This is a genomic window from Dehalococcoidia bacterium, assembly GCA_030018455.1.
Taxonomy (GTDB): Bacteria; Chloroflexota; Dehalococcoidia; order DSTF01; family JALHUB01; genus JASEFU01.
In genome coordinates this window covers 13,699-35,076 of the sequence record JASEFU010000005.1, presented here as the reverse complement: position 1 = coordinate 35,076, position 21,378 = coordinate 13,699, and the positions used below count along the sequence as shown (strand labels likewise).

22 protein-coding genes are annotated in these 21,378 nt (G+C 65.1%); 18 read left to right on the top strand and 4 right to left on the bottom strand.

Features of this window, described 5'->3' with window-relative positions; all coding sequences use genetic code 11:
* The 18 genes from QME71_07650 to QME71_07565 all read left to right on the top strand — a co-directional run bounded on the left by QME71_07650 (nucleotide 1) and on the right by QME71_07565 (nucleotide 16,715).
* A complete protein-coding gene (locus QME71_07650; protein ID MDI6858167.1) occupies nucleotides 1-945 on the top strand; it encodes a trypsin-like peptidase domain-containing protein in 945 nt (314 codons plus the stop codon).
* 5 nt (nucleotides 946-950) lie between these two features.
* The gene (locus QME71_07645) at nucleotides 951-1,307 is read left to right on the top strand and encodes a MerR family transcriptional regulator (GenBank protein ID MDI6858166.1); all 357 of its coding nucleotides are present in this window, start codon (nucleotides 951-953) and stop codon (nucleotides 1,305-1,307) included.
* Complete coding sequence (locus QME71_07640) at nucleotides 1,304-1,867, top strand: hypothetical protein (protein MDI6858165.1); 564 nt, start codon at nucleotides 1,304-1,306, stop codon at nucleotides 1,865-1,867. The genes QME71_07645 and QME71_07640 overlap by 4 nt, the downstream gene beginning before the upstream one ends.
* Before the next feature lie 601 nt (nucleotides 1,868-2,468).
* Complete coding sequence (locus QME71_07635; protein MDI6858164.1) at nucleotides 2,469-4,913, top strand: AAA family ATPase; 2,445 nt, start codon at nucleotides 2,469-2,471, stop codon at nucleotides 4,911-4,913.
* Nucleotides 4,914-5,045: 132 nt separating this feature from the next.
* Complete coding sequence (locus QME71_07630) at nucleotides 5,046-5,438, top strand: hypothetical protein (protein ID MDI6858163.1); 393 nt, start codon at nucleotides 5,046-5,048, stop codon at nucleotides 5,436-5,438.
* Nucleotides 5,439-5,543: 105 nt separating this feature from the next.
* Nucleotides 5,544-5,807 (top strand): hypothetical protein, encoded by a 264-nt coding sequence (locus QME71_07625; protein MDI6858162.1) that lies wholly within the window; start codon nucleotides 5,544-5,546, stop codon nucleotides 5,805-5,807.
* Nucleotides 5,808-6,078: 271 nt separating this feature from the next.
* Nucleotides 6,079-6,444 (top strand): NADH-quinone oxidoreductase subunit A, encoded by a 366-nt coding sequence (ndhC, locus tag QME71_07620; GenBank protein ID MDI6858161.1) that lies wholly within the window; start codon nucleotides 6,079-6,081, stop codon nucleotides 6,442-6,444.
* Nucleotides 6,445-6,578: 134 nt separating this feature from the next.
* On the top strand, nucleotides 6,579-7,025 hold the full coding sequence (locus tag QME71_07615) for an NADH-quinone oxidoreductase subunit B family protein (GenBank protein ID MDI6858160.1): 447 nt from the start codon (nucleotides 6,579-6,581) through the stop codon (nucleotides 7,023-7,025).
* Nucleotides 7,022-7,633: an NADH-quinone oxidoreductase subunit C gene (locus QME71_07610; protein ID MDI6858159.1), complete on the top strand. Its 612-nt coding sequence runs from the start codon at nucleotides 7,022-7,024 to the stop codon at nucleotides 7,631-7,633. The genes QME71_07615 and QME71_07610 overlap by 4 nt, the downstream gene beginning before the upstream one ends.
* Nucleotides 7,633-8,757 (top strand): NADH-quinone oxidoreductase subunit D, encoded by a 1,125-nt coding sequence (locus QME71_07605; GenBank protein ID MDI6858158.1) that lies wholly within the window; start codon nucleotides 7,633-7,635, stop codon nucleotides 8,755-8,757. The genes QME71_07610 and QME71_07605 overlap by 1 nt, the downstream gene beginning before the upstream one ends.
* The gene (gene nuoH, locus QME71_07600; protein MDI6858157.1) at nucleotides 8,754-9,866 is read left to right on the top strand and encodes an NADH-quinone oxidoreductase subunit NuoH; all 1,113 of its coding nucleotides are present in this window, start codon (nucleotides 8,754-8,756) and stop codon (nucleotides 9,864-9,866) included. The genes QME71_07605 and nuoH overlap by 4 nt, the downstream gene beginning before the upstream one ends.
* Complete coding sequence (locus QME71_07595; protein ID MDI6858156.1) at nucleotides 9,866-10,330, top strand: 4Fe-4S dicluster domain-containing protein; 465 nt, start codon at nucleotides 9,866-9,868, stop codon at nucleotides 10,328-10,330. Before nuoH ends, QME71_07595 begins: the two co-directional genes overlap by 1 nt.
* Complete coding sequence (locus QME71_07590) at nucleotides 10,327-10,833, top strand: NADH-quinone oxidoreductase subunit J (GenBank protein MDI6858155.1); 507 nt, start codon at nucleotides 10,327-10,329, stop codon at nucleotides 10,831-10,833. Before QME71_07595 ends, QME71_07590 begins: the two co-directional genes overlap by 4 nt.
* A complete protein-coding gene (gene nuoK, locus QME71_07585; protein ID MDI6858154.1) occupies nucleotides 10,830-11,138 on the top strand; it encodes an NADH-quinone oxidoreductase subunit NuoK in 309 nt (102 codons plus the stop codon). Before QME71_07590 ends, nuoK begins: the two co-directional genes overlap by 4 nt.
* A 28-nt stretch (nucleotides 11,139-11,166) precedes the next feature.
* A complete protein-coding gene (nuoL, locus tag QME71_07580) occupies nucleotides 11,167-13,065 on the top strand; it encodes an NADH-quinone oxidoreductase subunit L (GenBank protein ID MDI6858153.1) in 1,899 nt (632 codons plus the stop codon).
* A gap of 9 nt (nucleotides 13,066-13,074) precedes the next feature.
* Nucleotides 13,075-14,577, top strand: a complete 1,503-nt coding sequence (locus QME71_07575) for an NADH-quinone oxidoreductase subunit M (GenBank protein MDI6858152.1) — start codon at nucleotides 13,075-13,077, stop codon at nucleotides 14,575-14,577.
* A complete protein-coding gene (locus QME71_07570; GenBank protein MDI6858151.1) occupies nucleotides 14,574-16,046 on the top strand; it encodes an NADH-quinone oxidoreductase subunit N in 1,473 nt (490 codons plus the stop codon). The genes QME71_07575 and QME71_07570 overlap by 4 nt, the downstream gene beginning before the upstream one ends.
* Before the next feature lie 3 nt (nucleotides 16,047-16,049).
* Nucleotides 16,050-16,715, top strand: a complete 666-nt coding sequence (locus QME71_07565; protein ID MDI6858150.1) for a class I SAM-dependent methyltransferase — start codon at nucleotides 16,050-16,052, stop codon at nucleotides 16,713-16,715.
* Here QME71_07565 and QME71_07560 read toward each other — a convergent pair.
* From QME71_07560 to QME71_07545, 4 genes are all read right to left on the bottom strand, one after another.
* Complete coding sequence (locus QME71_07560; protein ID MDI6858149.1) at nucleotides 16,675-18,006, bottom strand: glutamine synthetase family protein; 1,332 nt, start codon at nucleotides 18,004-18,006, stop codon at nucleotides 16,675-16,677. The genes QME71_07565 and QME71_07560 overlap by 41 nt on opposite strands.
* Before the next feature lie 168 nt (nucleotides 18,007-18,174).
* Complete coding sequence (gene glnA / locus QME71_07555; GenBank protein MDI6858148.1) at nucleotides 18,175-19,608, bottom strand: type I glutamate--ammonia ligase; 1,434 nt, start codon at nucleotides 19,606-19,608, stop codon at nucleotides 18,175-18,177.
* Between the two features lie 41 nt (nucleotides 19,609-19,649).
* Nucleotides 19,650-20,027 (bottom strand): P-II family nitrogen regulator, encoded by a 378-nt coding sequence (locus tag QME71_07550; GenBank protein ID MDI6858147.1) that lies wholly within the window; start codon nucleotides 20,025-20,027, stop codon nucleotides 19,650-19,652.
* 28 nt (nucleotides 20,028-20,055) lie between these two features.
* Nucleotides 20,056-21,378 carry an ammonium transporter gene (locus QME71_07545; GenBank protein MDI6858146.1) on the bottom strand — a complete coding sequence of 441 codons (1,323 nt, stop codon included), beginning with the start codon at nucleotides 21,376-21,378 and terminating at the stop codon, nucleotides 20,056-20,058.

The following is a 21,378-nucleotide window of genomic DNA, read 5'->3' as shown; positions in this document are numbered from 1 at the left end:
ATGGCTGCGAATAACACCGAGAGAAAAGCGCTGGACGCCTATTCGGAGGCGGTCAGCGGCGCCGCTGAGACCGCAGGCCCCGCTGTCGTGCGCGTGGACGTGGCGGGACGGCCCGGCCGCGGCCCTACCGGCGAAGGCACGGGCACCGGCTCCGGCGTCATCTTCGCCTCCGACGGGCGCATCCTGACGAACGAACACGTGGTGCGCGGCGCACGCACCGTCCAGGTGACGCTGCCCGACGGGCGCCGCTTTCAGGCGGGGGTCGAGTACGCCGACCCCTCGACCGACCTGGCGGTGCTGCGCGTCGGCGCCACCCACCTGCCCGTCGCCCAGCTCACGACCGAGACGCCGCGAGTGGGCCAGCTCGTCATCGCCATCGGAAACCCGTTCGGACTCGACTTCACGGTGACGGCGGGCGTCGTAAGCGCCCTCGGCCGCAGCCTGCGCGCCCCCGGCGTCGAGCTTGTCGACCTCGTGCAGATGGACACGCCCGTGAACCCGGGCAACTCCGGCGGCCCCCTGGTCGATGCCCACGGCCGCGTCGTCGGCATCACTACCGCCGTCATGCCGTTCGCCCGCGGCGTCGGCTTTGCAGTACCCGTGAAGACGGTGATCGAGGCGCTGGCGCGCCTGGAACAGTTGCGCGAACGCCAATCGCGGCGGCTGGGCATCGGCGGCATTCCAACGACAATCGACGAGGCGCTGCGGCAGCGGCTGGGCATCCCGCAGCGACAGGGACTGCTGCTGCTCGAGGTCGTGCCCGGCAGCGCGGCCGACCGCGCGAGCCTCCGCCCTTCCGACGTACTGGTGGAAGCGAACCGGCAGGCGGTGGGCTCCGGCGAAGAGCTGCTGGCCGCCGCCAACGCGGCCGCCGACGGGCGCCTCCCCGTCGCATTCATCCGCGAAGGGAAGCTGCGGCGCACGACTCTTGTGACATCGAGGTGAGCATTTTGAACGAGAGAGACGACGAGTTGCAGCGCGAAGACGAGCCGGCATTCGTGATCAGCGTGGCGGCGCGCATGGTCGGCATGCACGCCCAGACGCTCCGCTACTACGAGCGCGTGGGCCTGCTCAAGCCGTCGCGCTCGCGGGGCCGCATCCGCCTGTACTCGGTCGCCGACATCAACCGTCTGCGCCAGATCCAGCGTCTGATAAACGACCTCGGCGTGAACCTGGCGGGCGCGGAAGTGATCATGCGCATGAACGAGCGCATTCAGGCGCTGACAGAACAGGTGGAGCGGCTGGAGCGGGATCTGCAGCGCCTGCGCGACCTGCGCCTGCCGGCCGCGACGCAGGAGCAGCCATGACCGCCATCGAGATTACGGTAACATTGATCGTCGGATTCGGCGCGGCACTACTGGGCAGCCTTGCTGTGTGGTTGTTCACTGTCTGGAAGACGGTGGTTGATGGGCAGGCCGCCGCTAGGGTCATACGTTACGAGCTGCTGCTCAACACGGCAAAGGTGGATTTGGCGTTGGCTGGGAAGACCGGAGACCTCAATCTGTCAGATGAGGGTTGGAGGAGCCATCGGCTAGCCGTCGCGCTACTGGTGCCTGAATCTGAATGGTTTGAACTCTGCCGTGACGTAGGATTCATGGCGCAGGCGCAACTATGGATTGACACTCTTGTGAATGGAAAAGCACAAGGAATTGCGCGGCAGCACCTTGAGATCTGGCAATCGGATCTTCACGATCGAAGAAAAGTGCTTAGCGACATCGAGTACAGTGGGCGCCTACCTTTAATGCTAAGACTCTTGAAACGCAACAGAGAAGGTGAGGAGAAAAGGCTATTGGCCAAGCTCGCGCCGTCGGACACCTCCGAGGAACCACCCACGACGCAAGAGGCAGTCGACAGTAAGGCAACGTAACTTCTCCTGAGAGCGCCCGCGGCAGCGAGAGGGCGGGCGGGCGGGTCCCGCCGACGGGGGGAGAAGGGGAGGCGCAGGGCAGGCGGGAGCGGAATGCGAGAACGACGATGCTGGCAGCGAAACTCGGCATGGGGAAACCGGGGTCCAGGAGCGAAGCTCCCCGGCGGAGGCCTTGGGGGTGTCCCCTAATTTCTCAGGAAACGAGGCCGCGAGCCGTCCTTCGAAGAAGGACGTGCGACGTGGCCGACGGAGGGAAAAGCAACCTGTCGACGGAGGAAAACGGATAAACGCGTGGGGCGCAGCTTTACGCATCCGCTTATCCGCTCAAAATCCGTTGACAGATCCGCCCACCGACAACCTGTCAACGGATAGGAAAATGGACAAACGGAAATCGAATCGGACTGTTTCTCCGCTCTCCCATTCGCTGACAGAAACGATAAGAGGTAGGTAATCATGATGAGTGTGCGGGAGTCGCGGCACCCCAGCCTGAAGGCTGGCGCATGAAAGACGCAACTATGCCCCGACTTTTAGGTCGGGGTACAGGGCAAGTTTCGCAAGGAAAAAACGATTGACCCGAAAACGGGCGAGGTAGCTTATCATGATGAGACAAGATAGGTTCACACAACAGGCCCAGGAGGTGCTCGCCGCCTCCCAGGAGATGGTGCGGCAACAACGACACTCCCAGTGGGACGTCGAGCACATATTCCTCGCGCTGCTCCAGCACCCCGACGGCCTGGCGCGGCAGATATTCCAGAGGCTGGGCGTCGATATCGAGCGCCTGCGCGGCCGCGTCGCCGATACCCTGGCGCGCGCCCCCCGGCTCGCCTACGACGTCGTCCAGATCTACACGACGCCCCGCATCGTACGCCTCCTCGAGGCCGCGAACGCGGAGGCCGACCGCCTCAAAGACGAGTACGTCGGCGTCGAGCACCTGCTGGTCGCCATCGCCGATGAACGCGACGGCGAGTCGGCCCGCATCCTGCGCGAGTTCGAGGTCGACAAGGAGCGCATCTACCGCGCCCTCCAGGAGCTGCGCGGCGGCGCCCGAGTCGACAGCCCGACGGCCGAGAGCCGCTATGGCGCCCTCGAAAAGTACAGCGTCGACCTCACGCAGATGGCCCGAGAAGGCAAGCTCGATCCCGTTATCGGACGCGAGGAAGAGATCAAGCGGGTCATGCAGATCCTCAACCGCCGCTCCAAGAACAACCCCGTCATCATCGGCGAGACCGGCGTCGGCAAGACGGCAATCGTCGAGGGCCTCGCCCAGCGCATCGTCGCCGGCGACGTGCCGGAGAACATCAAAGGCCGCCGCGTCCTCGCCCTCGACATGGGGAGCATGGTCGCCGGAAGCAAGTTCCGCGGCGAGTTCGAGGAGCGTTTGAAGGCCGTCATCGACGAGATCAAGCGCGGCAGCGGCGAGATTATCCTATTCATCGACGAGGTGCACCAGGTCGTGGGCGCCGGCGCCGCCGAGGGCGCAATCGACGCCAGCACAATGATGAAGCCCGCCCTCGCGCGCGGCGAACTCCAGGCCATCGGCGCCACCACCCTCGACGACTACCGCCAGTACATCGAGAAGGACCCCGCCCTCGAGCGCCGCTTCGCCCCCGTCTACGTCGACGAGCCCAGCGTCGAGCAGACTATCGAGATGCTGCGCGCCCTCAAGCCCCGCTACGAGGCCCATCACAAGGTCCAGATCAGCGACGAGGCGATTGTCGCCGCCGCGCGTCTTTCCGACCGCTACATCACCGAGCGCCACCAGCCCGACAAAGCGATCGACCTCATCGACGAGGCCGCCAGCAAGCACGTCATCGAGAGCCAGAGCATGACGCCGGAGCTGCGCCAGATGAAGCGCCGCCTCGACGAGCTTGCCATGGAAACGGAAGCCGCCGCCCAGCGCCAGGACTACGAGGCCGCCGCCCGCATCAAGGCGGAGGTCGAGCGCATCAGAGCCGACTACGAGGCGCAGAAGTCGCAGTGGGAGAAGGAACACCAGATCAGCAGCGTGGTCACCGAGCAGGACATCGCAGCCCTCGTAGCCGCAACCACCGGCATCCCCGTCTCCCGCCTCATGGAAGGCGAGGCGGAGAAGCTGCTGCACATGGAGGAGCGGCTGCACGAACGCGTCATCGGCCAAGAACAGGCGATCCGCGTCGTCTCCGACGCCATTCGCCGCGCCCGCGCCGGCCTCAAGGACCCTCGCCGGCCCATTGGCAGCTTCATATTCCTCGGGCCGACAGGCGTCGGTAAGACGGAGCTCGCGAAGACTCTCGCCGAGTATATGTTCGACGACGAGGACGCGATGATCCGGCTCGACATGTCGGAGTACGGCGAGCGGCACACCGTCTCGCGTCTTATCGGCGCGCCCCCCGGCTACATCGGCTACGAGGAGGCGGGCAGCCTCACCGAGGCCGTGCGCCGCCGGCCTTACCGCGTCGTCCTCTTCGACGAGATCGAGAAGGCGCACCCCGAAGTGCTCAACGTCCTCCTGCAGATCATGGACGACGGCCGCCTCACCGACGGCCACGGCCGCACGGTCGACTTCCGCAACACGGTCGTCATCATGACCAGCAACCTGGGCACGAGCACGGAGACCCGCGCCGGCGTCGGCTTCGTGAGCGGCGCGTCCGCGACCAAGTCAGAGCGCGAGAAGCTACGCGAGCGGACGGAGCGGGCACTGCGCGAGTTCTTCCGCCCCGAGTTCCTCAACCGGATTGACGAGATCATCGTCTTCGACCCGCTCACCGAGAAGGAGCTGCTGGAAATCGTCGAGCTCATGGTCAACGACGTCCGCAAGCGCCTCGCCGACCGCAACATCTCGCTGGAGCTGACGGACGCCGCAAAGGAGCGGCTCGTCAAGCAGGGGTACGACCCCGTCTTCGGGGCGCGGCCGCTGCGACGGCTGATCACGCGCGCGGTGGAGAACGAACTGTCGAAGCGCATACTGGCGGGCGAGTTCAAGGAAGGCGACGCGGTGGTAATGGACGTCAGCGGCGATGAGTACGTCTTTTCCCGCAAGGAGCGGATCACCGCCGCCGCCAGCTAACGCTTCATGCCCGGCCTGGTCGGGCCTCCGTGCCCGACCAGGCCTCAACACGCTGCCTTGTCCCGGCAGGGTCAGGCCTCCGCGCCCGACCAGGGCTCACCTGAACGTGACGAAAGGAGGCGCCTCGACGGCATGGTCCCCTACGCGCTCGCGGGATGGGCCGCGCTCGTCCCCTTCGCGATCGGTAACGGCGTTTTCCGCCAGGCTGTCCTCGTCCCGCGATTCGGCGATCGGGCGGGACACGTCGCGAGCACGTTCATGCTCTCCGCGTTCCTCTTCCTTTTCGCCGCCGTCTTCCTGTGGATCGTGCCGGATGAGCAGGCCCTCCGCGACCTGCTCACCGTCTCGTTCACGTGGGTGATTGCGACCGTGCTGTTCGAGTTTGTTTTCGGGCACTTCGTGATGGGCGCGCCGTGGGAACGGCTTCTGGCGGACTATAATATCTCCAAGGGGAGGATATGGAGCCTCGTGCTCCTGTCCGAGTTCGTTGCGCCCATCATGATGGGCCGGCTGTTCGGACTGTGACAGCGAACGGAAGCGACGGCAAGTCACCGGATAGCCCGGGCATGTTGCCCGCGTTCGTAACATAGCCCGCGCATTGCCCGGGGCGAACGGAAAGGAAGGCATGAGATGGCACAGGGGATGATGGGAATGCGGCGTCGCTGGCGCGGCTTCGTGCGGCGTCGCCTCGAGCGGATGCGCGCGCGTATCGACCGCCGCATCCAGCGCCTCGAAGAGAAGAAGCAGCGCCTGGAGGCGAAGGCACCGCCGGACGAGGAGCGGCCGGAGCCGCCCGAAGCGGAGACCCCGCCGGAGCCGCAAGCGCCGAGGGCCCGCGGACGCCGCCGGTCTGCCGGTCGCGCCGCCCGGCGCCGCCCGGAAAGCCAGCCCTAGAGCGCCGGCCGCGTAGGGCAACGCCTTTGGAAGCCGGGAATTGCAGGTTCCCCTCATAGTCCTGCCTCTTCACCACAGGCTTGCTGCGCCCCAACACTATGCCCGGCATGCGCGGGAAGCACTCTTTTTCTTCGGGGCATTCGTGAAATAAAGTACGCGCGAAGCTGGCCAAAGGCTTGACCACAAAATCCCCTCTTGGTAAATTCGTCGCGTGGAGGGACAACAGCCAGTTTTCTAGTCCTCTCTAATCTATCTCCCGAGGCTACATCGGGTGCAGTCCCTACTGGACAACTACGCGGCTGTCCTGCTTGCCCTCGGCCTGGGCGCCGCAATCGTACTGGCGGCGCTCATCACCGCCCGGATACTCGCTCCATTTTCCTCGTCATCCGCTAAGAGCACTCCCTACGAGTGCGGCATGCTCCCCATCGGGCGCGTCCGCACCCAGATGAACGTCCGCTACTACCTCTACGCCATCCTCTTCCTCATCTTCGACGTCGAAGCGGTCTTCATCTTCCCCTGGGCGGTCAGCTTCCTGGGGGTAGGCAAGGCCGCCTTCTTTGAAATGGTTCTCTTCCTCGGTGTCCTCGGCGGCGGCCTCATCTACGCTTGGAAGAAGGGAGCGCTGGAGTGGCGATAGAGGAGCGCACGGAAAGAGAAGAGGCGGCTCCGGCGCCCCGGCGGATCCCTGACAGCGTATTAAGAGAAGCGGAAAGACTGAAACCGGTCGAAAGGCCCGACGCGAAGGCCCTCTACCGGCAGGTCCTCCCGGGGATCGTCCAGGCGCCCGCAGACTACCTCCTCGCCCTCGCGCGCAAGTCATCGCTGTGGCCCATCACCTTCGGGCTCGCCTGCTGCGCCATCGAGATGATGTCGGCCTACATGTCCCACCACGATCTCGACCGCTTCGGGATCGTCCCCTGGGCTTCACCGCGACAGGCCGACGTCATGATCGTCGCCGGCACCGTCACCAAGAAGATGGCGCCTGCTGTGAAGCTGCTCTACGAGCAGATGCCCAACCCGAAATGGGTGATCGCCATGGGCGCCTGCGCCACCAACGGCGGCCCCTACACCCAGTACGACCGCGTGGTCCAGGGGGTGGACAAGATAATTCCTGTCGATGTCTACGTGCCCGGCTGCCCGCCGCGGCCCGAGGCTTTGATGGACGGCTTTATCGCCCTGCAGAACAAGATAATGGAAGAACGGAACAAGATCGGATGAGCCCGCACCCGGAAGGCCCGCAAGAAGCCGAGATAGTCCCGCCTCCCCCTGGAACCATTGCCGACGTATTCGCTGAGGTCTTCCCCGACGTGCAGTTCGTTGCCTCTCAGGGGCCGATGGACGTCATCCTCACCGTTCCCCGCGAGGAGATCGCGCGCGTCTTGCGGACGGCAAAAGACGACCCGCGCCTCGACCTGAAGTACCTGCGCTGCCTCTGCGGCGTCGACCACATGGAGCAGGGGCTCGAGGTCGTGTACCAGCTCTACTCCTTCAACAAGAAGCACGGCGTGACCATAAAGACGCGCCTCCCTCAGGATGACCCGCGCGTCGCTTCCGCGACGCCGGTCTGGAAGGGCGCCGACTGGCTCGAGCGGGAGACGGCGGAGATGTTCGGCATCGTCTTCGAGGGACACCCTAACCTGGTGCCGCTCCTCTTGCCCGAGGACATGACGGACCATCACCCGCTGCGCAAGGACAACCCGCTGCAGCAGATAGAAGAGTGGCAGGGAGCGCTCCTGGGCGACGCCGTTGCGGAAGCCGGGCGCATCGCCGCCGGCTACGAACATCTCGCCGACAAGAAGGCGGCGGAAGAAGAGGGAGAGGCCTGATGGCTGTCGACGAGCGCGAGCTCGAGACCCTCGACATAAACGTCAACGTGGGCCCGCAGCACCCGGCGACCCACGGCGTCTTCCGCATGGTCCTCACCGTCAGCGGCGAGAAGGTCGTCGATGTCGTGCCCCACATCGGCTACATGCACCGCGGCGCCGAGAAGCTCTCCGAGAATATGGACTACCGCCAGGGGATCATTTACCAGGACCGCACCGAGTACCTGGCGCAGTTCAACGCCGAGCAGTGCTACTGCATGGCAATCGAAAAGCTGGGCGGCTTCGAAGTGCCGGAGCGCGCCGAGTACATACGCGTCATCCTCACCGAGCTCAACCGCATCACCAGCCACTACATGTTCGTCGGCGCTTTCGCTACCGACATCGGCGTGTTCGGGACGGCGTTCACCTACGCTTTCCGCGAGCGCGAAAACATCCAGCGGCTCTTCGAAGAAATAACCGGCGACCGCATGATGTACGGCTACTTCCGGCCCGGCGGCGTCGTCTGGGACGTGCCCGAGAACTTCAAGGAGCGCGTGCGCTGGGTCTGCGGACAGACGCGCATCGGCATCGACGACATCGACCGGTTGCTCACCCGCAACGAGATCTTCGTCGCCCGCTGCCGCGACATCGGCAGGCTCTCCGCCGAGGACGCGATCGACTACGGGCTCTCCGGCCCCATGCTGCGCGCCGCCGGCGTCCCTGTCGACCTCCGCCGCGAGGAGCCCTACTCGATCTACGACCGCTTTGACTTCGACATTCCCATCGGCACCAGGGGCGATTCCTACGACCGCTACCTCGTCCGCATGGAGGAGATGCGGCAGTCGCTCCGCATCGTCGAGCAGGCGCTGGAGCAGATGCCGGACGACGGCCCCATCATGCCGGAGAAGATGCCGCGGCGGCTGCGGCTGCCTCCGGGCGAGGTCTACATGCGCACCGAGAACCCGCGCGGCGAGTACGGCATCTACCTCGTCTCCAAGGGCGGCGAGCAGCCCTACCGGCTGAAGATACGCTCCTCCTGCTTCTGCAACCTGACGTCGCTGCGACAAATGGTCATCGGCCACTACGTCGCCGACGCCGTCGTTATCCTCGGCTCCTTCGATATCGTGCTGGGAGAGGTGGACCGGTGAACCAGCTCGAGCGCTTCTTCGACAACGTCTGGGTCGACGCCTTCTGGCGGCTGCTCGTCGTCTTCGCCCTCGTCGTCCTCGTCGTGCTCGTGCTCACCTACGTCGAGCGCAAGTTCATCGGTCGCATCCAGATGCGCCTCGGCCCCATGCGGACCGGGCCCTACGGCATTCTCCAGCCTCTCGCCGATACCGTGAAGGTGCTGCTGAAAGAAGACCTGCGGCCCCTGACCGCCGACCGTATCGCCTTTGAGCTGGCGCCGTTCCTGACGTTCGTGCCGGTCTTCCTCACGCTGCTCGCGCTCCCGTTCACTGAAAGTTGGGGCGTGCGCATTCTGGGACTGGGGCTCCTCTACTTCTTCGCCGTCTCCGGCCTCACCGTGCTCGGCTACATCATCGCCGGCTGGGCATCGGACAGCAAATACGGGCTGCTCGGCGCCATGCGCGCCGCCGCCCAGCTCATAAGCTACGAAATACCGATGGTGCTGGCCGTCCTCGCCCTGGCGATGCTCGCCTCCTCGCTCAATCTGGTGGAGATCGTCGAAAAGCAGGGCAGGGTGCCGTTCATCGTCTGGCAGCCGCTCGGCTTCTTCATCTTCATGGCAGCCGCCATCTCCGACCTCACGCGCCGCCCGTTTGATGTCGCCGCCGCTGAGTCTGAAGTGGCGGGCGGCCCCTGGATCGAGTTCAGCGGCATACGATGGAGCATCCTCTACGCCCTCACCGAATACACGAACATGTTCGCCCTCTCCGTGCTCGGCTCGCTCCTTTTCCTCGGCGGCTGGGACTGGCCGCTGGGACGCGAGCTCGGCTGGTGGTGGCAGCTCGTCCTCATCTTCGTCAAGACCACAGCCCTTATTCTCATGATCATGTGGGCGACGGCCAGCTTCCCGCGCGTACGCGTCGACCAGCTAATGGCGTTTTGCTGGAAGATCCTGCTCCCTCTCGCCCTCGTGCAGATATTCGTCAACGGACTCATCCTCGTCTACGAATGGCCCGACTGGACACTCCTCGTCACCTCCGGCCTCACGCTGCTGGCGGGCGCGTACGTCATCTACGCCTCCCTGCGGGCGCCGACGGAGGTGAGGATCGCCGCAAGGAGCGAAGCCTGATGCTGGGTGTGCTGAAGGGGCTTGGCACGACCTTCCGGACGATGACCCGCCGGCCGGTCACCATACAGTACCCAACGATCAAGCGCGAGATTCCCGAGCGCGAGCGCGGCTACCCCCTGCTGCTCTGGGACCACGAGGTAGGCGAGCCTTTCTGCACCGGCTGCCACGCCTGCGAGCGCGCCTGCCCGGCGCAGTGCATATCGGTGGTGATGAAGGACAACCCGCTGGCAGCCGAGGGGAAGAGCAAGCGCCGCAAGATCGTCGATAAGTTCCTGCTCGACTACGGGCGCTGCATCCGCTGCCGCATCTGCGTGGAGACCTGCAACTTCAGCGCCATCGCCATGAACAACACCTGGGACGGCCATGAGCTGTCCTGCTATGACCGCACGTGCCTCGTCCTCGACCTCGAGCAACTGTTGGCCAAGTCGAAGGCGGGGGAGATAACGCCCTGGGTGGAACCATGACAGTCACGGACGTCATCTTCTATTTCATCGCCGCGATCACCGTCGTCGCCGGCGTGGGCGTCGTGGGCAGCCGGAACGTCGCCTATGCGGCGCTATCGCTGGTCTTCACCTTGCTTTCGGTGGCGGCCCTGTACATCCTTTTGGCGACGGAATTCCTGGCCCTGGTGCAGGTGCTCCTCTACGCCGGCGGCGTCGCCATTTTGCTGCTGTTCGCGCTCATGCTCACCCGCGCCCGCGACCTGTCGCAGACGCTCGACAACGCGCAGAAGCCTTTGGCCGTCGTCGCCGGCCTCGCGCTCCTGGGCGTCCTGATAGCGACCACGGTCCTGACCACCTGGCCGCGGGAGGCCTCGGAGCCGGCGCTCATCGGCTTCGAAACAATCGGCGATTCCCTTTTCCGCACCTGGGTGGTCCCGTTCGAGGTCGCCTCGCTCGTCCTGCTGATCGCGCTCGTGGGCGGTATTGTGCTTGCCCGCTCTGAGGAGGAGGAGGAGGAGGAATGATAGGGCTCGAGCACTTCCTCGTCCTCAGCGCCATACTCTTCTCACTAGGCGTCTACGGGGTGCTGGCGCGGCGCCACGCCGTGCTCATCCTCATGTCGATCGAGCTTATGCTGAACGCAGCCAGCATCAACATGGTCGCGTTCGCCGTCTACACGGCGCCGGAGCGGTTCGTGGGGCTGATCTTCGCGGTGTTCATCATCACCATCGCCGCCGCCGAAGTCGGCCTCGGCCTGGCGATAATCCTCCGCCTCTTCCGCAACCGCACGACGGCGAACGTCGACGAGGTGCATGAGCTGAAGTGGTAACGCATTCGAACAGGACGGTCGGATAACGATGGGCATGGAGCAGGCCTGGCTGATACCCGCCCTGCCGGCAGCGTCGGCGGCGATACTTATACTCGTCGGCAAGTACCTGCCGCGCAAGGGCGACTGGCTGTCGGTGCTCGCCATCTTGGGCTCGTTCGTCATCTTCTTCTTCGTGCTCAAGGACCTGACGGACGCCCTGGCGGCGGGCGGCGAGTTCGAGCCGGTGCACTCGGGCAGGGAGTGGCTCAGCTTCGACACGTTCAGCCTGCGCATCGGCTTCATGGTCGACCAGCTCAGCGCCGTCATGCTCGTCGTCGTCAGCCTCATCTCTCTCCTCGTCCAGATCTACTCGCTCGAATACATGAAGGGCGATTCCCGCTACGGCTGGTACTTCGCCGTGCAGTCGCTGTTCGCAGCGTCGATGCTCACCCTCGTCCTCGCCGACAACTTTCTGCTCCTCTACTTCGCGTGGGAGGGCGTGGGGCTCTGCTCGTTCCTGCTCATCGGCCACTACCATGAGCGGCGCTCGGCGGCGGAGGCGGCGAAGAAAGCGTTCGTGACGACGCGTCTAGGCGACGTGGGGCTGCTCATCGGCGCCATCCTGCTCTGGCGCTCCGTCGGCACCTTCGACATGTCGGAGATCTTCGAGGCGGCGACCGCGGGAGAGATCGACAACGCCTACCTTACGGTAAGCGTCATCCTCCTGCTGCTGGGCGCCATGGGCAAGTCGGCGCAGTTCCCGTTCCACGTGTGGCTGCCCGACGCCATGGAAGGCCCCACGCCGGTCAGCGCCCTCATCCACGCGGCGACGATGGTCGTCGCCGGCGTGTATCTGGTCGCCCGCACGATGCCCCTCTTCGAGGCGGCGGACAGCGCGCTCATTGTCGTCACCACCGTCGGCCTCATCACCACCATCATGTCGGCGACGATGGGCCTCGTAATGTCGGACATAAAGCGCGTCATCGCTTACTCGACGCTCAACAGCCTGGGGCTGATGTTCGTCGCCCTCGGCTCCGGGCTGGTGACGGCGGCGATGCTCTATCTGTTCACCCACGCCTTCTTCAAGGCGTTGCTCTTCCTCTCGGCGGGGTCCGTCTACCACGCAACCGAGGAGCTCGATGTCGAGCAGATGGGAGGGCTCGGGCGCAAGATGCCGATAACCGCCGCCGTATTCACGATCGGCGCTCTGTCGATGGCCGGTCTGCCGCCGCTCGCCGGGTTCTGGGCCAAGGACGACCTCATACTGACGACGGCCAACCACCAGAACCCGTTCGTGCTGGCGCTCGTGCTCGCCAGCGTGGTGCTGACCGCTCTCTACATGACGCGGCTCGTCCTCCTCGTGTTTACGGGGAAGCCGCGCAACCCGCACGCCTATGAGCACGCCCACGACCCGGGCCCGCCGATGAGGCTGACCACCGTCTTCCTGGGAGTGCTCACCGTCTTCGCCGGTCTCGTCGTCTTCGACCAGGTGGGACGCCTTCTCGGCTTCCCCGGCGGCTTCGGCGAGTTCGTCTTCAGTCACGAGGGCGAGGTCTTCCACGTCAACGCCGCCCTCATGGCGTCGGCGATTCTCCTCGCCGTCGCGGGCGTGGCCGGCGGCCTCTACTTTTGGTCGGGCGAGGCCCTCCCCGCGAAGGCGATGGGCGCGAGGTTCCGGCAGGCGTACGTGGTGCTCCGCAACAAGTACTACATGGACGACCTGTACCAGGCGATCATCGACCGTGTCGTCCTGGTGGTCGCGGGCATCGTCGCCTGGTACGACCGCGCCGTCGTGAACGACACGGGAGTCAACGGCCCCGCCGACCTGACGCGCTACAGCGGGTTCCTGCTCAAATATCACGAGACGGGCCGCATGCCCAACTACGCCCTCTTCATGATCGCGGGCGTCGTTGTGCTGGCCGTCGTTGCCTTCGTCGTGGGGACATAGAGGGGGAGCATGGAGAAGTACCTTCTTCTGGCGTTGATCGGGCTGCCGCTGGCGACCTCGATCGTGCTGGTCGCCGTCCCCTCGCGCTACCCGAACGTGGTGCGCTACATCTCAGCGGTCTCCGGGTTCGCCCTCTTCGGACTCTCGCTCTACCTCTTCTTCGCCTATGAGCTCGACAACGGCGAGGCGTTCCAGTTCCAGTTGCGCTGGCCCTGGCTCGAGAACGTTGGCTTCCTCGGCGAGGACGGCATAACGTTCCACCTGGGACTCGACGGCATCGGCGCGCCGATGGTGCTGCTGAACGGCATCGTCGCTTTCACCGGCGTCCTCGTCTCCTGGAAGATTGACCATCGCAACAAGGACTTCTTCGTTCTCCTGTTTGCCCTTATCGCGGGCGTCTTCGGCACCTTCACCTCACTCGACCTGTTCTTCTTCTTCTTCTTCTACGAGCTCGCAGTGCTGCCGATGTTCCTCCTCATCGCCGTCTGGGGGTCCAGCAGCCGGTTCCCCACCTTCGTGCGCACGAAGGAGTACGGGGCGATGAAGCTGACGCTCTACCTGGTGGCGGCGAGCATACTCATCTTCATCGGCATCTTCGCCGTCTTCATCGAGGCCGACCGCGGCACCTTCGACCTGCCGACGCTGTACCAGGTGCAGTTCTCGGAGGACTTCCAGAAGATAGTCTTCCCCGTCTTCCTCGTCGGCTGCGGCGTGCTGGCGGGCCTCTGGCCCTTCCACACGTGGTCGCCCGACGGCCATGTGGCCGCGCCGACGGCCGTTAGCATGCTCCACGCCGGCGTGCTGATGAAGCTGGGCGCGTTCGGCATAATCCGCCTCGGCATCCAGCTCCTGCCGGAGGGGGCGGAGTTCTGGATGCCCGGCCTCATGATCCTGGCGACCACCAACGTCATCTACGGCGCCGTCTCGGCGATGGCGCAGCGCGACTTCAAGTACATGGTGGGGTACTCCAGCGTAAGCCACATGGGCTACGTGCTCATGGGCCTGGCGACGCTGAACTCGATCGGGATGAACGGGGCGGTCCTCCAGATGTTCTCGCACGGCATCATGACGGCCCTCATGTTCGCTATGGTAGGCGCCATCTACGACCAGGCGCACGTGCGCGACATGTCGATCTTCGGCGGGCTCGCGAACCAGATGCCGCGCTTCGCCGCCTTCTTCGCGATTGCCGGCCTCGCCTCCCTGGGGCTGCCGGGGCTCTCCGGCTTCGTCGCCGAGTTCCACATTTTCGTCGGCACGTTCCAGACCTACCCGGCGTTCGGCGCCCTGGCGATATTCGGCGCCGCCATCACCGCTGCCTACATCCTCCGCATGCTGGCAATGGCCTTCTTCGGTCCGTTCAACGAACGCTGGTCGCACCTGACGGAGATGACCCGCTGGGAGCAGGCGGCAGGCGCCGTCCTCATATTCTTCCTGCTCTTCATGGGACTCTGGCCGGCCCCGTTTATCGACCGCATATCGGATAGCGTTCTCACTTTGGCGGCGATCAGATGAACCTTGACTACGCCCTGCTGATTCCGGAGTACCTGCTCGCCGGCCTTGCGGCCCTAGTGGCGACGCTCGACCTCTTCTTCGGGCGGCGGTTGCGCCCCTACCTGCCGTACGTCGCCGTCGCCGGGCTGGCTCTGGCCCTCGGCGTCTCTCTCGTCTATGTGAACGACACTCCGGAGTCGTTCGGCGATCTTCTCGTCGTCGACAACTACACCACGTTCTTCCGCGTGTTCTTCATCGCCATCGCCGGCGCCGTCTGTCTGGCGTCCGCTCACTTCGTGCGCGACCGCCTGCGGCACGCCGGCGAGTACTACGCCCTGCTCATCCTCTCGACCATCGGCGCGATATACATGGCGGCGGCGCGCGAGCTGCTCACCGCCTACATCTCCCTCGAGGTGCTCAGCTTCAGCCTGTACGTCCTCGTCTCCTTCGCCAAGATGGACGCGAAATCGAACGAGGGCGGACTGAAGTACATGCTGCTGGGCGCCTTCTCCTCCGCTATCTTCCTCTACGGCATGAGCCTCATATACGGGGTCGCCGGCTCCACGTTCTACGCCGACATCAGCGCCGCCCTCAGCAGCGGCATCGCCGACTTCGACCTGGCGATGCTCATGGGGCTGGTGCTCATCGTGGCGGCGCTCGGCTTCAAGGTGGCGGCCGTCCCCTTCCACATGTGGACGCCCGACGCCTATGAAGGGGCGCCCCTTCCCATCACCGCCTACCTCTCGGCGACATCGAAGGCCGCGGGCTTCGCGCTGCTGATCCGCCTGTTCGCGGGCGCGTTCCAGCCCGTGCTCGACGACTGGCAGTGGATGATTGCGGCGCTGGCGGCGGCTAGCATGACCGTGGGCAACCTGGTGGCGATCCAGCAGCACAACATCAAGCGGCTGCTCGCCTACTCGTCGATAGTGCAGGTGGGCTTCATGCTAATGGGTATCGCCGCCCTCTCCGAACAGACGACGAGCGCCCTCGTGCTGCACATGACCGGCTACATCGTCACCAACCTGGCGGCATTCGTGGTGATAATCGCCTATTTCAACGCGACCGGGAAAGACGAGATACCGGACTACCGCGGCCTCGCGGAACGGGCGCCCTTCCTCGCCCTCGCGCTGACCATCGCCCTCTTCTCGCTGGCGGGGATGCCGCTGTTCGCCGGCTTCGCCACCAAGTTCATCCTCTTCCAGGCCGTCGCCGACGAAGGGTTCTTGTGGCTGGCGGCGCTGGCGGTCGTCAACAGCTTCATCTCACTCTACTACTATCTGCTGGTCATACGGCAAATGTACGTCGTCGAGCCGGAGGAGCCGGGACGGCTGCGCATCCCCGTGCTGATGAACGGCGTGACCTTCGCGCTCCTGGCCGGCATCTTCTTCGTGGGGCTCTTCCCGCAGCCCCTGTTCGACGTCACGGACAACATAGCCGACGCGGTGTTCCAGACCGCGCAAGCGGTCTCCGTGGTGAGCGGCGGCCCCTGACAGATGCGCCTGCCCGGGCGTCTTCCGCTTCTCGTCTCGGCTGTTGTCGGCCCGGTATCCTTCTGGCTTCTCCTTCGCTACCGGCTGCGCCGCCCCTGTTCCCTGCGTCTTCGCTTCCTGCTCGAAAACCCGGTCCGCCGCGCCGTCCATCCCGTGGGGCCGACGGTGGACAAGTTCCGTATCCGCAAGGGGGGAACGGTGTTGGAGCTCGGCCCCGGTTCCGGCTACTTCACGGCCGAGGCGGCTTCGAGGGTTGGCGAACGCGGACGCCTTATCTGCATCGACATCCTGCCGGAGACGGCGCGCTTCCTCAGCCAACGGTTCCAGCGTCAGGGCATTGACAACTCGCGCATCCTCGTGGGAGACGCCTGCAACCTTCCTCTCAAAGAGAGGATGCTCGACGGCGCGTTCCTGGTGACGGTGCTGGGAGAGACCACCGACAAGCAGCGCGCTATCGGCGAGCTGCGGCGGGCGATGAAGCCGGGAGGCGTGCTATCGATAACCGAAAGTCTGCCCGACCCCGACTACCAGACGCAGGCGACGGTGCGCAGACTATGCGAGGGCGCGGGCTTCCAGTGGACGGAGCTGTACCGGCGGCCGGGCGGCTTCACGATGAACTTCGTCGCCCTTACAGAATGGGCAGGTAGCGCTCCAACTCGTAGTTCGTGACCTGCGCCCGGTAGAGGTTCCACTCGATCTTCTTGTTGGCGATCAACGTCTCGAACACGTGATCGCCGAGGCAGCGGCGCAGCAGGTCGCTGCCTTCAGCCGCCTCGATGGCCTGGTTGAGGCTGCCCGGCAGCGTCTCGATCCCCAACTCCTGCCGGCGCTCCTCGCCCATCGCGAATACGTTCTCCTCCACCGGATCGGGCAGCGGGTACTCCTTCTCGATCCCCTCGAGGCCCGAGGCGAGCATGGCGGCGAACGCCAGGTAGGGGTTGCACGCCGGATCGGGAGAGCGGCACTCGATACGGGTGGCCGTCTCCTTCCCCGGCTTGTACTCCGGTACCCGGATGAGGTCGGAGCGATTGCGCCGCGCCCAGGTGACATAGACCGGCGCCTCGTAGCCGGGGATGAGCCGCTTGTAGGAGTTGACCCACTGGTTGTAGACGAGCGCCGTCTCGCGGGCGTGCCGCAGCAGCCCGGCGAGGAACGACTTCGCCAGCGCCGAGAGGTGGTACTCGTCCTTCGGGTCGAAAAAGGCGTTGCGCTGCCCCTTAAAGAGCGACATGTGGCAGTGCATGCCGCTGCCGTTCTGCCCGGCGCGGGGCTTGGGCATAAAGGTAGCGTAGTAGCCGTTCCTGAGGGCGACCTCCTTCACGACGAGGCGGCAGGTCATGACGCTGTCGGCCATCGTGAGGGCGTCCGTGTAGCGGAGGTCGATCTCGTGCTGGCTGGGCGCGCCCTCGTGATGGCTCGTCTCCACGCCGATACCCACGTCCTCAAGGGCAAGGACGGTCTCGCGGCGCAGGTCGGTGGCGGCGTCAAGCGGCGTCAGGTCGAAGTAGCCGCCGGCGTCGAGACCCTCAGTTCCGCCCGGCGTCTTGAAGTAGAAGTACTCCATCTCGGGCCCGACGTAGAACGTGAAACCGAGGTCGATGGCGCGTTTCAGATTGCGCTTGAGCACGTAGCGGGGATCGCCGGTGAATGGTGTGCCGTCAGGCTGGAAGATGTCGCAGAACATGCGGCCGACGCCCCGTTCGGCCGGGCGCCAGGGTATGAGCTGGAACGTCGCCGGGTCGGGCATCGCCACCATATCGCTCTCGTCGATGCGGGCGAAGCCCTCGACGGACGAGCCGTCGAAACCCATGCCCTCGGCCAGGGCGGCCTCCAGCTCTTCGACGGTGATAGCGAAGCTCTTCAACGAGCCCAGGATGTCGGTGAACCAGAGCCAGATGAACTTGATATCCTGGTCTTTGCAGGTGCGAAGGACGTATTCTTTGTCCTCTTCCACGCTCATGGCGCCCCCTCCAACGGCTGCTACATCAGCGAGCCGGGCAACCGCCCGGCCCTTCTCAAAGCTTACTTTGCGTGATCGCAGCAGTCAAGGGGAGCGCGGTCTCTCCTTTGCCAAGACTGACGAAACGGCAGGGGGAGGTCTCGCCTCCCCCTACCGGTCGCGCGGCTGCTAGACGTCGAAGTACATGTAGAACTCGTACGGGTGCGGGCGCAAACGCAACTGGTCGATCTCGTGCTCCCGCTTGTACTCAATCCACACATCGATGACGTCCTTCGTGAACACGTCGCCCTTCAGGAGGAACTCGTGGTCTTCCTCCAGCGCGTCAATCGCCTCCTCGAGCGAGCCGGGCACCGTCTTCAGCGACATCGCCTCGTCGGGCGTGAGGGCGTAGGTGTTATTGTCGAACGGCGGCCCGGGGTCGATCTCGTTCTCGATGCCGTCGAGCCCTGCCATCAGCATCGCCGCGAAGGCGAGGTAGGGGTTACAGGTGGCGTCGGGCGGGCGGTACTCGATGCGCTTCGTGCGCGGGTTATCGGTGTAGACGGGAATGCGGATGGCGGCGCTGCGGTTGCGCGCTGAGTAGATGAGGTTCACGGGCGCCTCGTAGCCGGGGACGAGCCGCTTGTAGGAGTTCGTCGTCGGGGCGCAGAGGGCCATCAGCGCCGGCGAGTGCTTGAGCAGCCCGCCGATGTAGTACTTCGCCTCGCGGCTTATCAGGGCGTAGCCCTCGGGGTCGTAGAAGATGTTCTCCCCGTCCTTCCACAGGCTCTGGTGGCAGTGCATGCCGGAGCCGTTGTCGCCGTAGAGGGGCTTGGGCATGAAGGTCACCACCTTCCCATGGCGGCGGGCGACGTTCTTCACGATGTACTTGTACCACATCATCTTGTCGGCCATATCGACCAGCGTGTCGAACTTGAGGTCGATCTCTGCCTGGCCGCCGGTGGCCACCTCGTGATGGTGGACCTCGACGGGCATTCCCGCCTGCATCATCGTGAGGATCATCTCGCTGCGCAGGTCCTGGAAGGCGTCGTGGGGCGGCACGGGGAAGTACCCTTCCTTGTAGCGCGGCTTATAGCCCAGGTTCGGCTTCTCGTCACGGCCCGTGTTCCACTCGCCCTCGACGGAGTCGACGAAGTAGAACGAGGAGTTCTCCGTCTGATCGAAGCGGACGTCATCGAAAATGAAGAACTCGGCCTCGGGCCCCCAGTAGCTGGCGTCGGCGATGCCTGTCGCCCGCATGTACGACTCCGCCTTCTTGGCGATGTAGCGGGGGTCGCGCGTGTACGGCTTTCTGGTCAACGGGTCGTAGATGTCGCAGATGACGCTGAGGGTAGGCGCGGCGCATACGGGGTCGATGCGCGCCGTCGACGGGTCGGGGATCAGGATCATGTCGCTTTCCTGGATCTTCTGGAACCCGCGGATGCTCGAGCCATCGAACCCTACGCCTTCCACCCAGATGCTCTTTGTCAGATCGTCCATCTCCGTCAGCTCCGAGACGGGCATGGAGAAGTGCTGCCAGAGCCCCGGCAGGTCGTTGAACTTGAGGTCAACGATCTGCACATTCTTGTCCTTGATGAACTTGGCTACGTCCTGGGGTGACATGTTCTTGCCTCCTCGAAAATCTATTAGTCCCTCGCCCTTGTTCACCGATGCCCGGAAGAGGCGACGGAGAGGCTGGGCTCGACGGCGATGGCGCCGCGCTCCCCCGTCCTCACCCGCACGGCGTCCTCCACGGGCAGGACGAATATCTTGCCGTCGCCGATCTCGCCCGTCCACGCCGCTCTTACGATCGCCTGGACCGCCCTCTCGACGGCGGCATCGTTGACGACCACCTCCAGCTTGACCTTGGGCAGCATATCGACGGTCTGCACCTGCGCGCCGCGACCGGAGCGGGTGACCCCCTTCTGGACGCCGCGGCCGCTCACCGACGTCACGTTCAGCCCCACGAAGCCGGCCTGGGCCAGCGCCTCCTTGGCCTCGTGCAGCTTTTCCGGCCTGATAATCGCTTCCACTTTCTTCAAGAGCTGCTCCTGTCCGGCTGTCCGCCGGCTAAGTCATGTCGGCTTCCTCCAGGCTCAGGCGCCGCGGCCCGCTTCTCGGCTGCACCGCCGCTTCCTGGACGGGCACGGCGCCAAACCCCTCGAAGGCATACGCCCGCTCGCCGTGCTGCGTCGCGTCGAGGCCCATCAGCTCCTCCTCCTCGCTCACGCGCAGCCCCATGGTCACATCGAGCACTTTGAGAATGACGGCCGTCGCGACGAAGGAGAAGGCGGCGGTAACGGCGATGGCCAGCGCCTGCGTCCCCACAAGCGACAGGTTCCCCGCGATGAGCCCGTCGCTGCCGGCGGCGTTCACCGCCAGACTGGCGAACATGCCCGTCGCCAGCGCGCCCCAGACGCCGCCCGCGCCGTGGACGCCGACGACGTCCAGCGAATCGTCGAGCATCATGCGGCCCCGCAGCCGCACGGCGAAGAAGCAGAGCAGGCCCGCGCCGGCGCCGATAACGAGAGCGGGCATGGCATCGACGTAGCCCGCAGCGGGGGTTATCGCCACCAGGCCCGCTACCGCGCCTGCCGCAGCGCCAACGACGCTCGGCTTCTTGAGGAATAGCCAGCTCAGCACCGTCCAGGTGAGGGCGGCGGCTGCCGTCGAGACGTGGGTTACGACGAAGGCGTTGGTCGCCAGACCCCCGGAAGCAATGGCGCTGCCGGCGTTGAAACCAAACCAACCGAACCAGAGCAGCGCCGCCCCCAGCACCACCATCGAGATGTCATGCGGCTCCATCGCCTCGCGCCCGAAGCCGATGCGGCGCCCGTAGAGGAGCGCCGCCGCCAGCGCCGCCGCGCCCGCGTTCACGTGCACTACCGTCCCGCCCGCGAAGTCGAGCGCGCCCTTTTCGCGCAGCCAGCCGTCGGGCGCCCACACCCAGTGGGCAACCGGCGCGTAGACGAGGAGCGACCACAGACCCATGAAGATAAGGAAGGAGCTGAACTTGGCGCGCTCGGCGAAGGCGCCGGTGATGAGCGCGGGGGTGATGATCGCGAACATGCCCTGGAAGATCATGAACGCCATGTGCGGCACCGTCGACGAGTAGTCGGGGTTGGGTTCCTGGCCGACGCCCTTCAGCCCCAGCCAGTCGAGCCCGCCGATGAAGCCGTGGCCAGGGCTGAAGGCGAGGCTGTAGCCGGCGACGACCCAGATGACGCTCACGAGGGCGATGACGATGAAGCTGTGCATTATGGTGCCGAGGACGTTCTTGTTGCGGACAAGGCCGCCGTAGAAGAAAGCAAGCCCGGGGGTCATGAGCATGACGAGCGCGGAGGATATGAGGACCCAGGCGGTATCCCCGGAGCTTACTGCGTCGGCGGACAT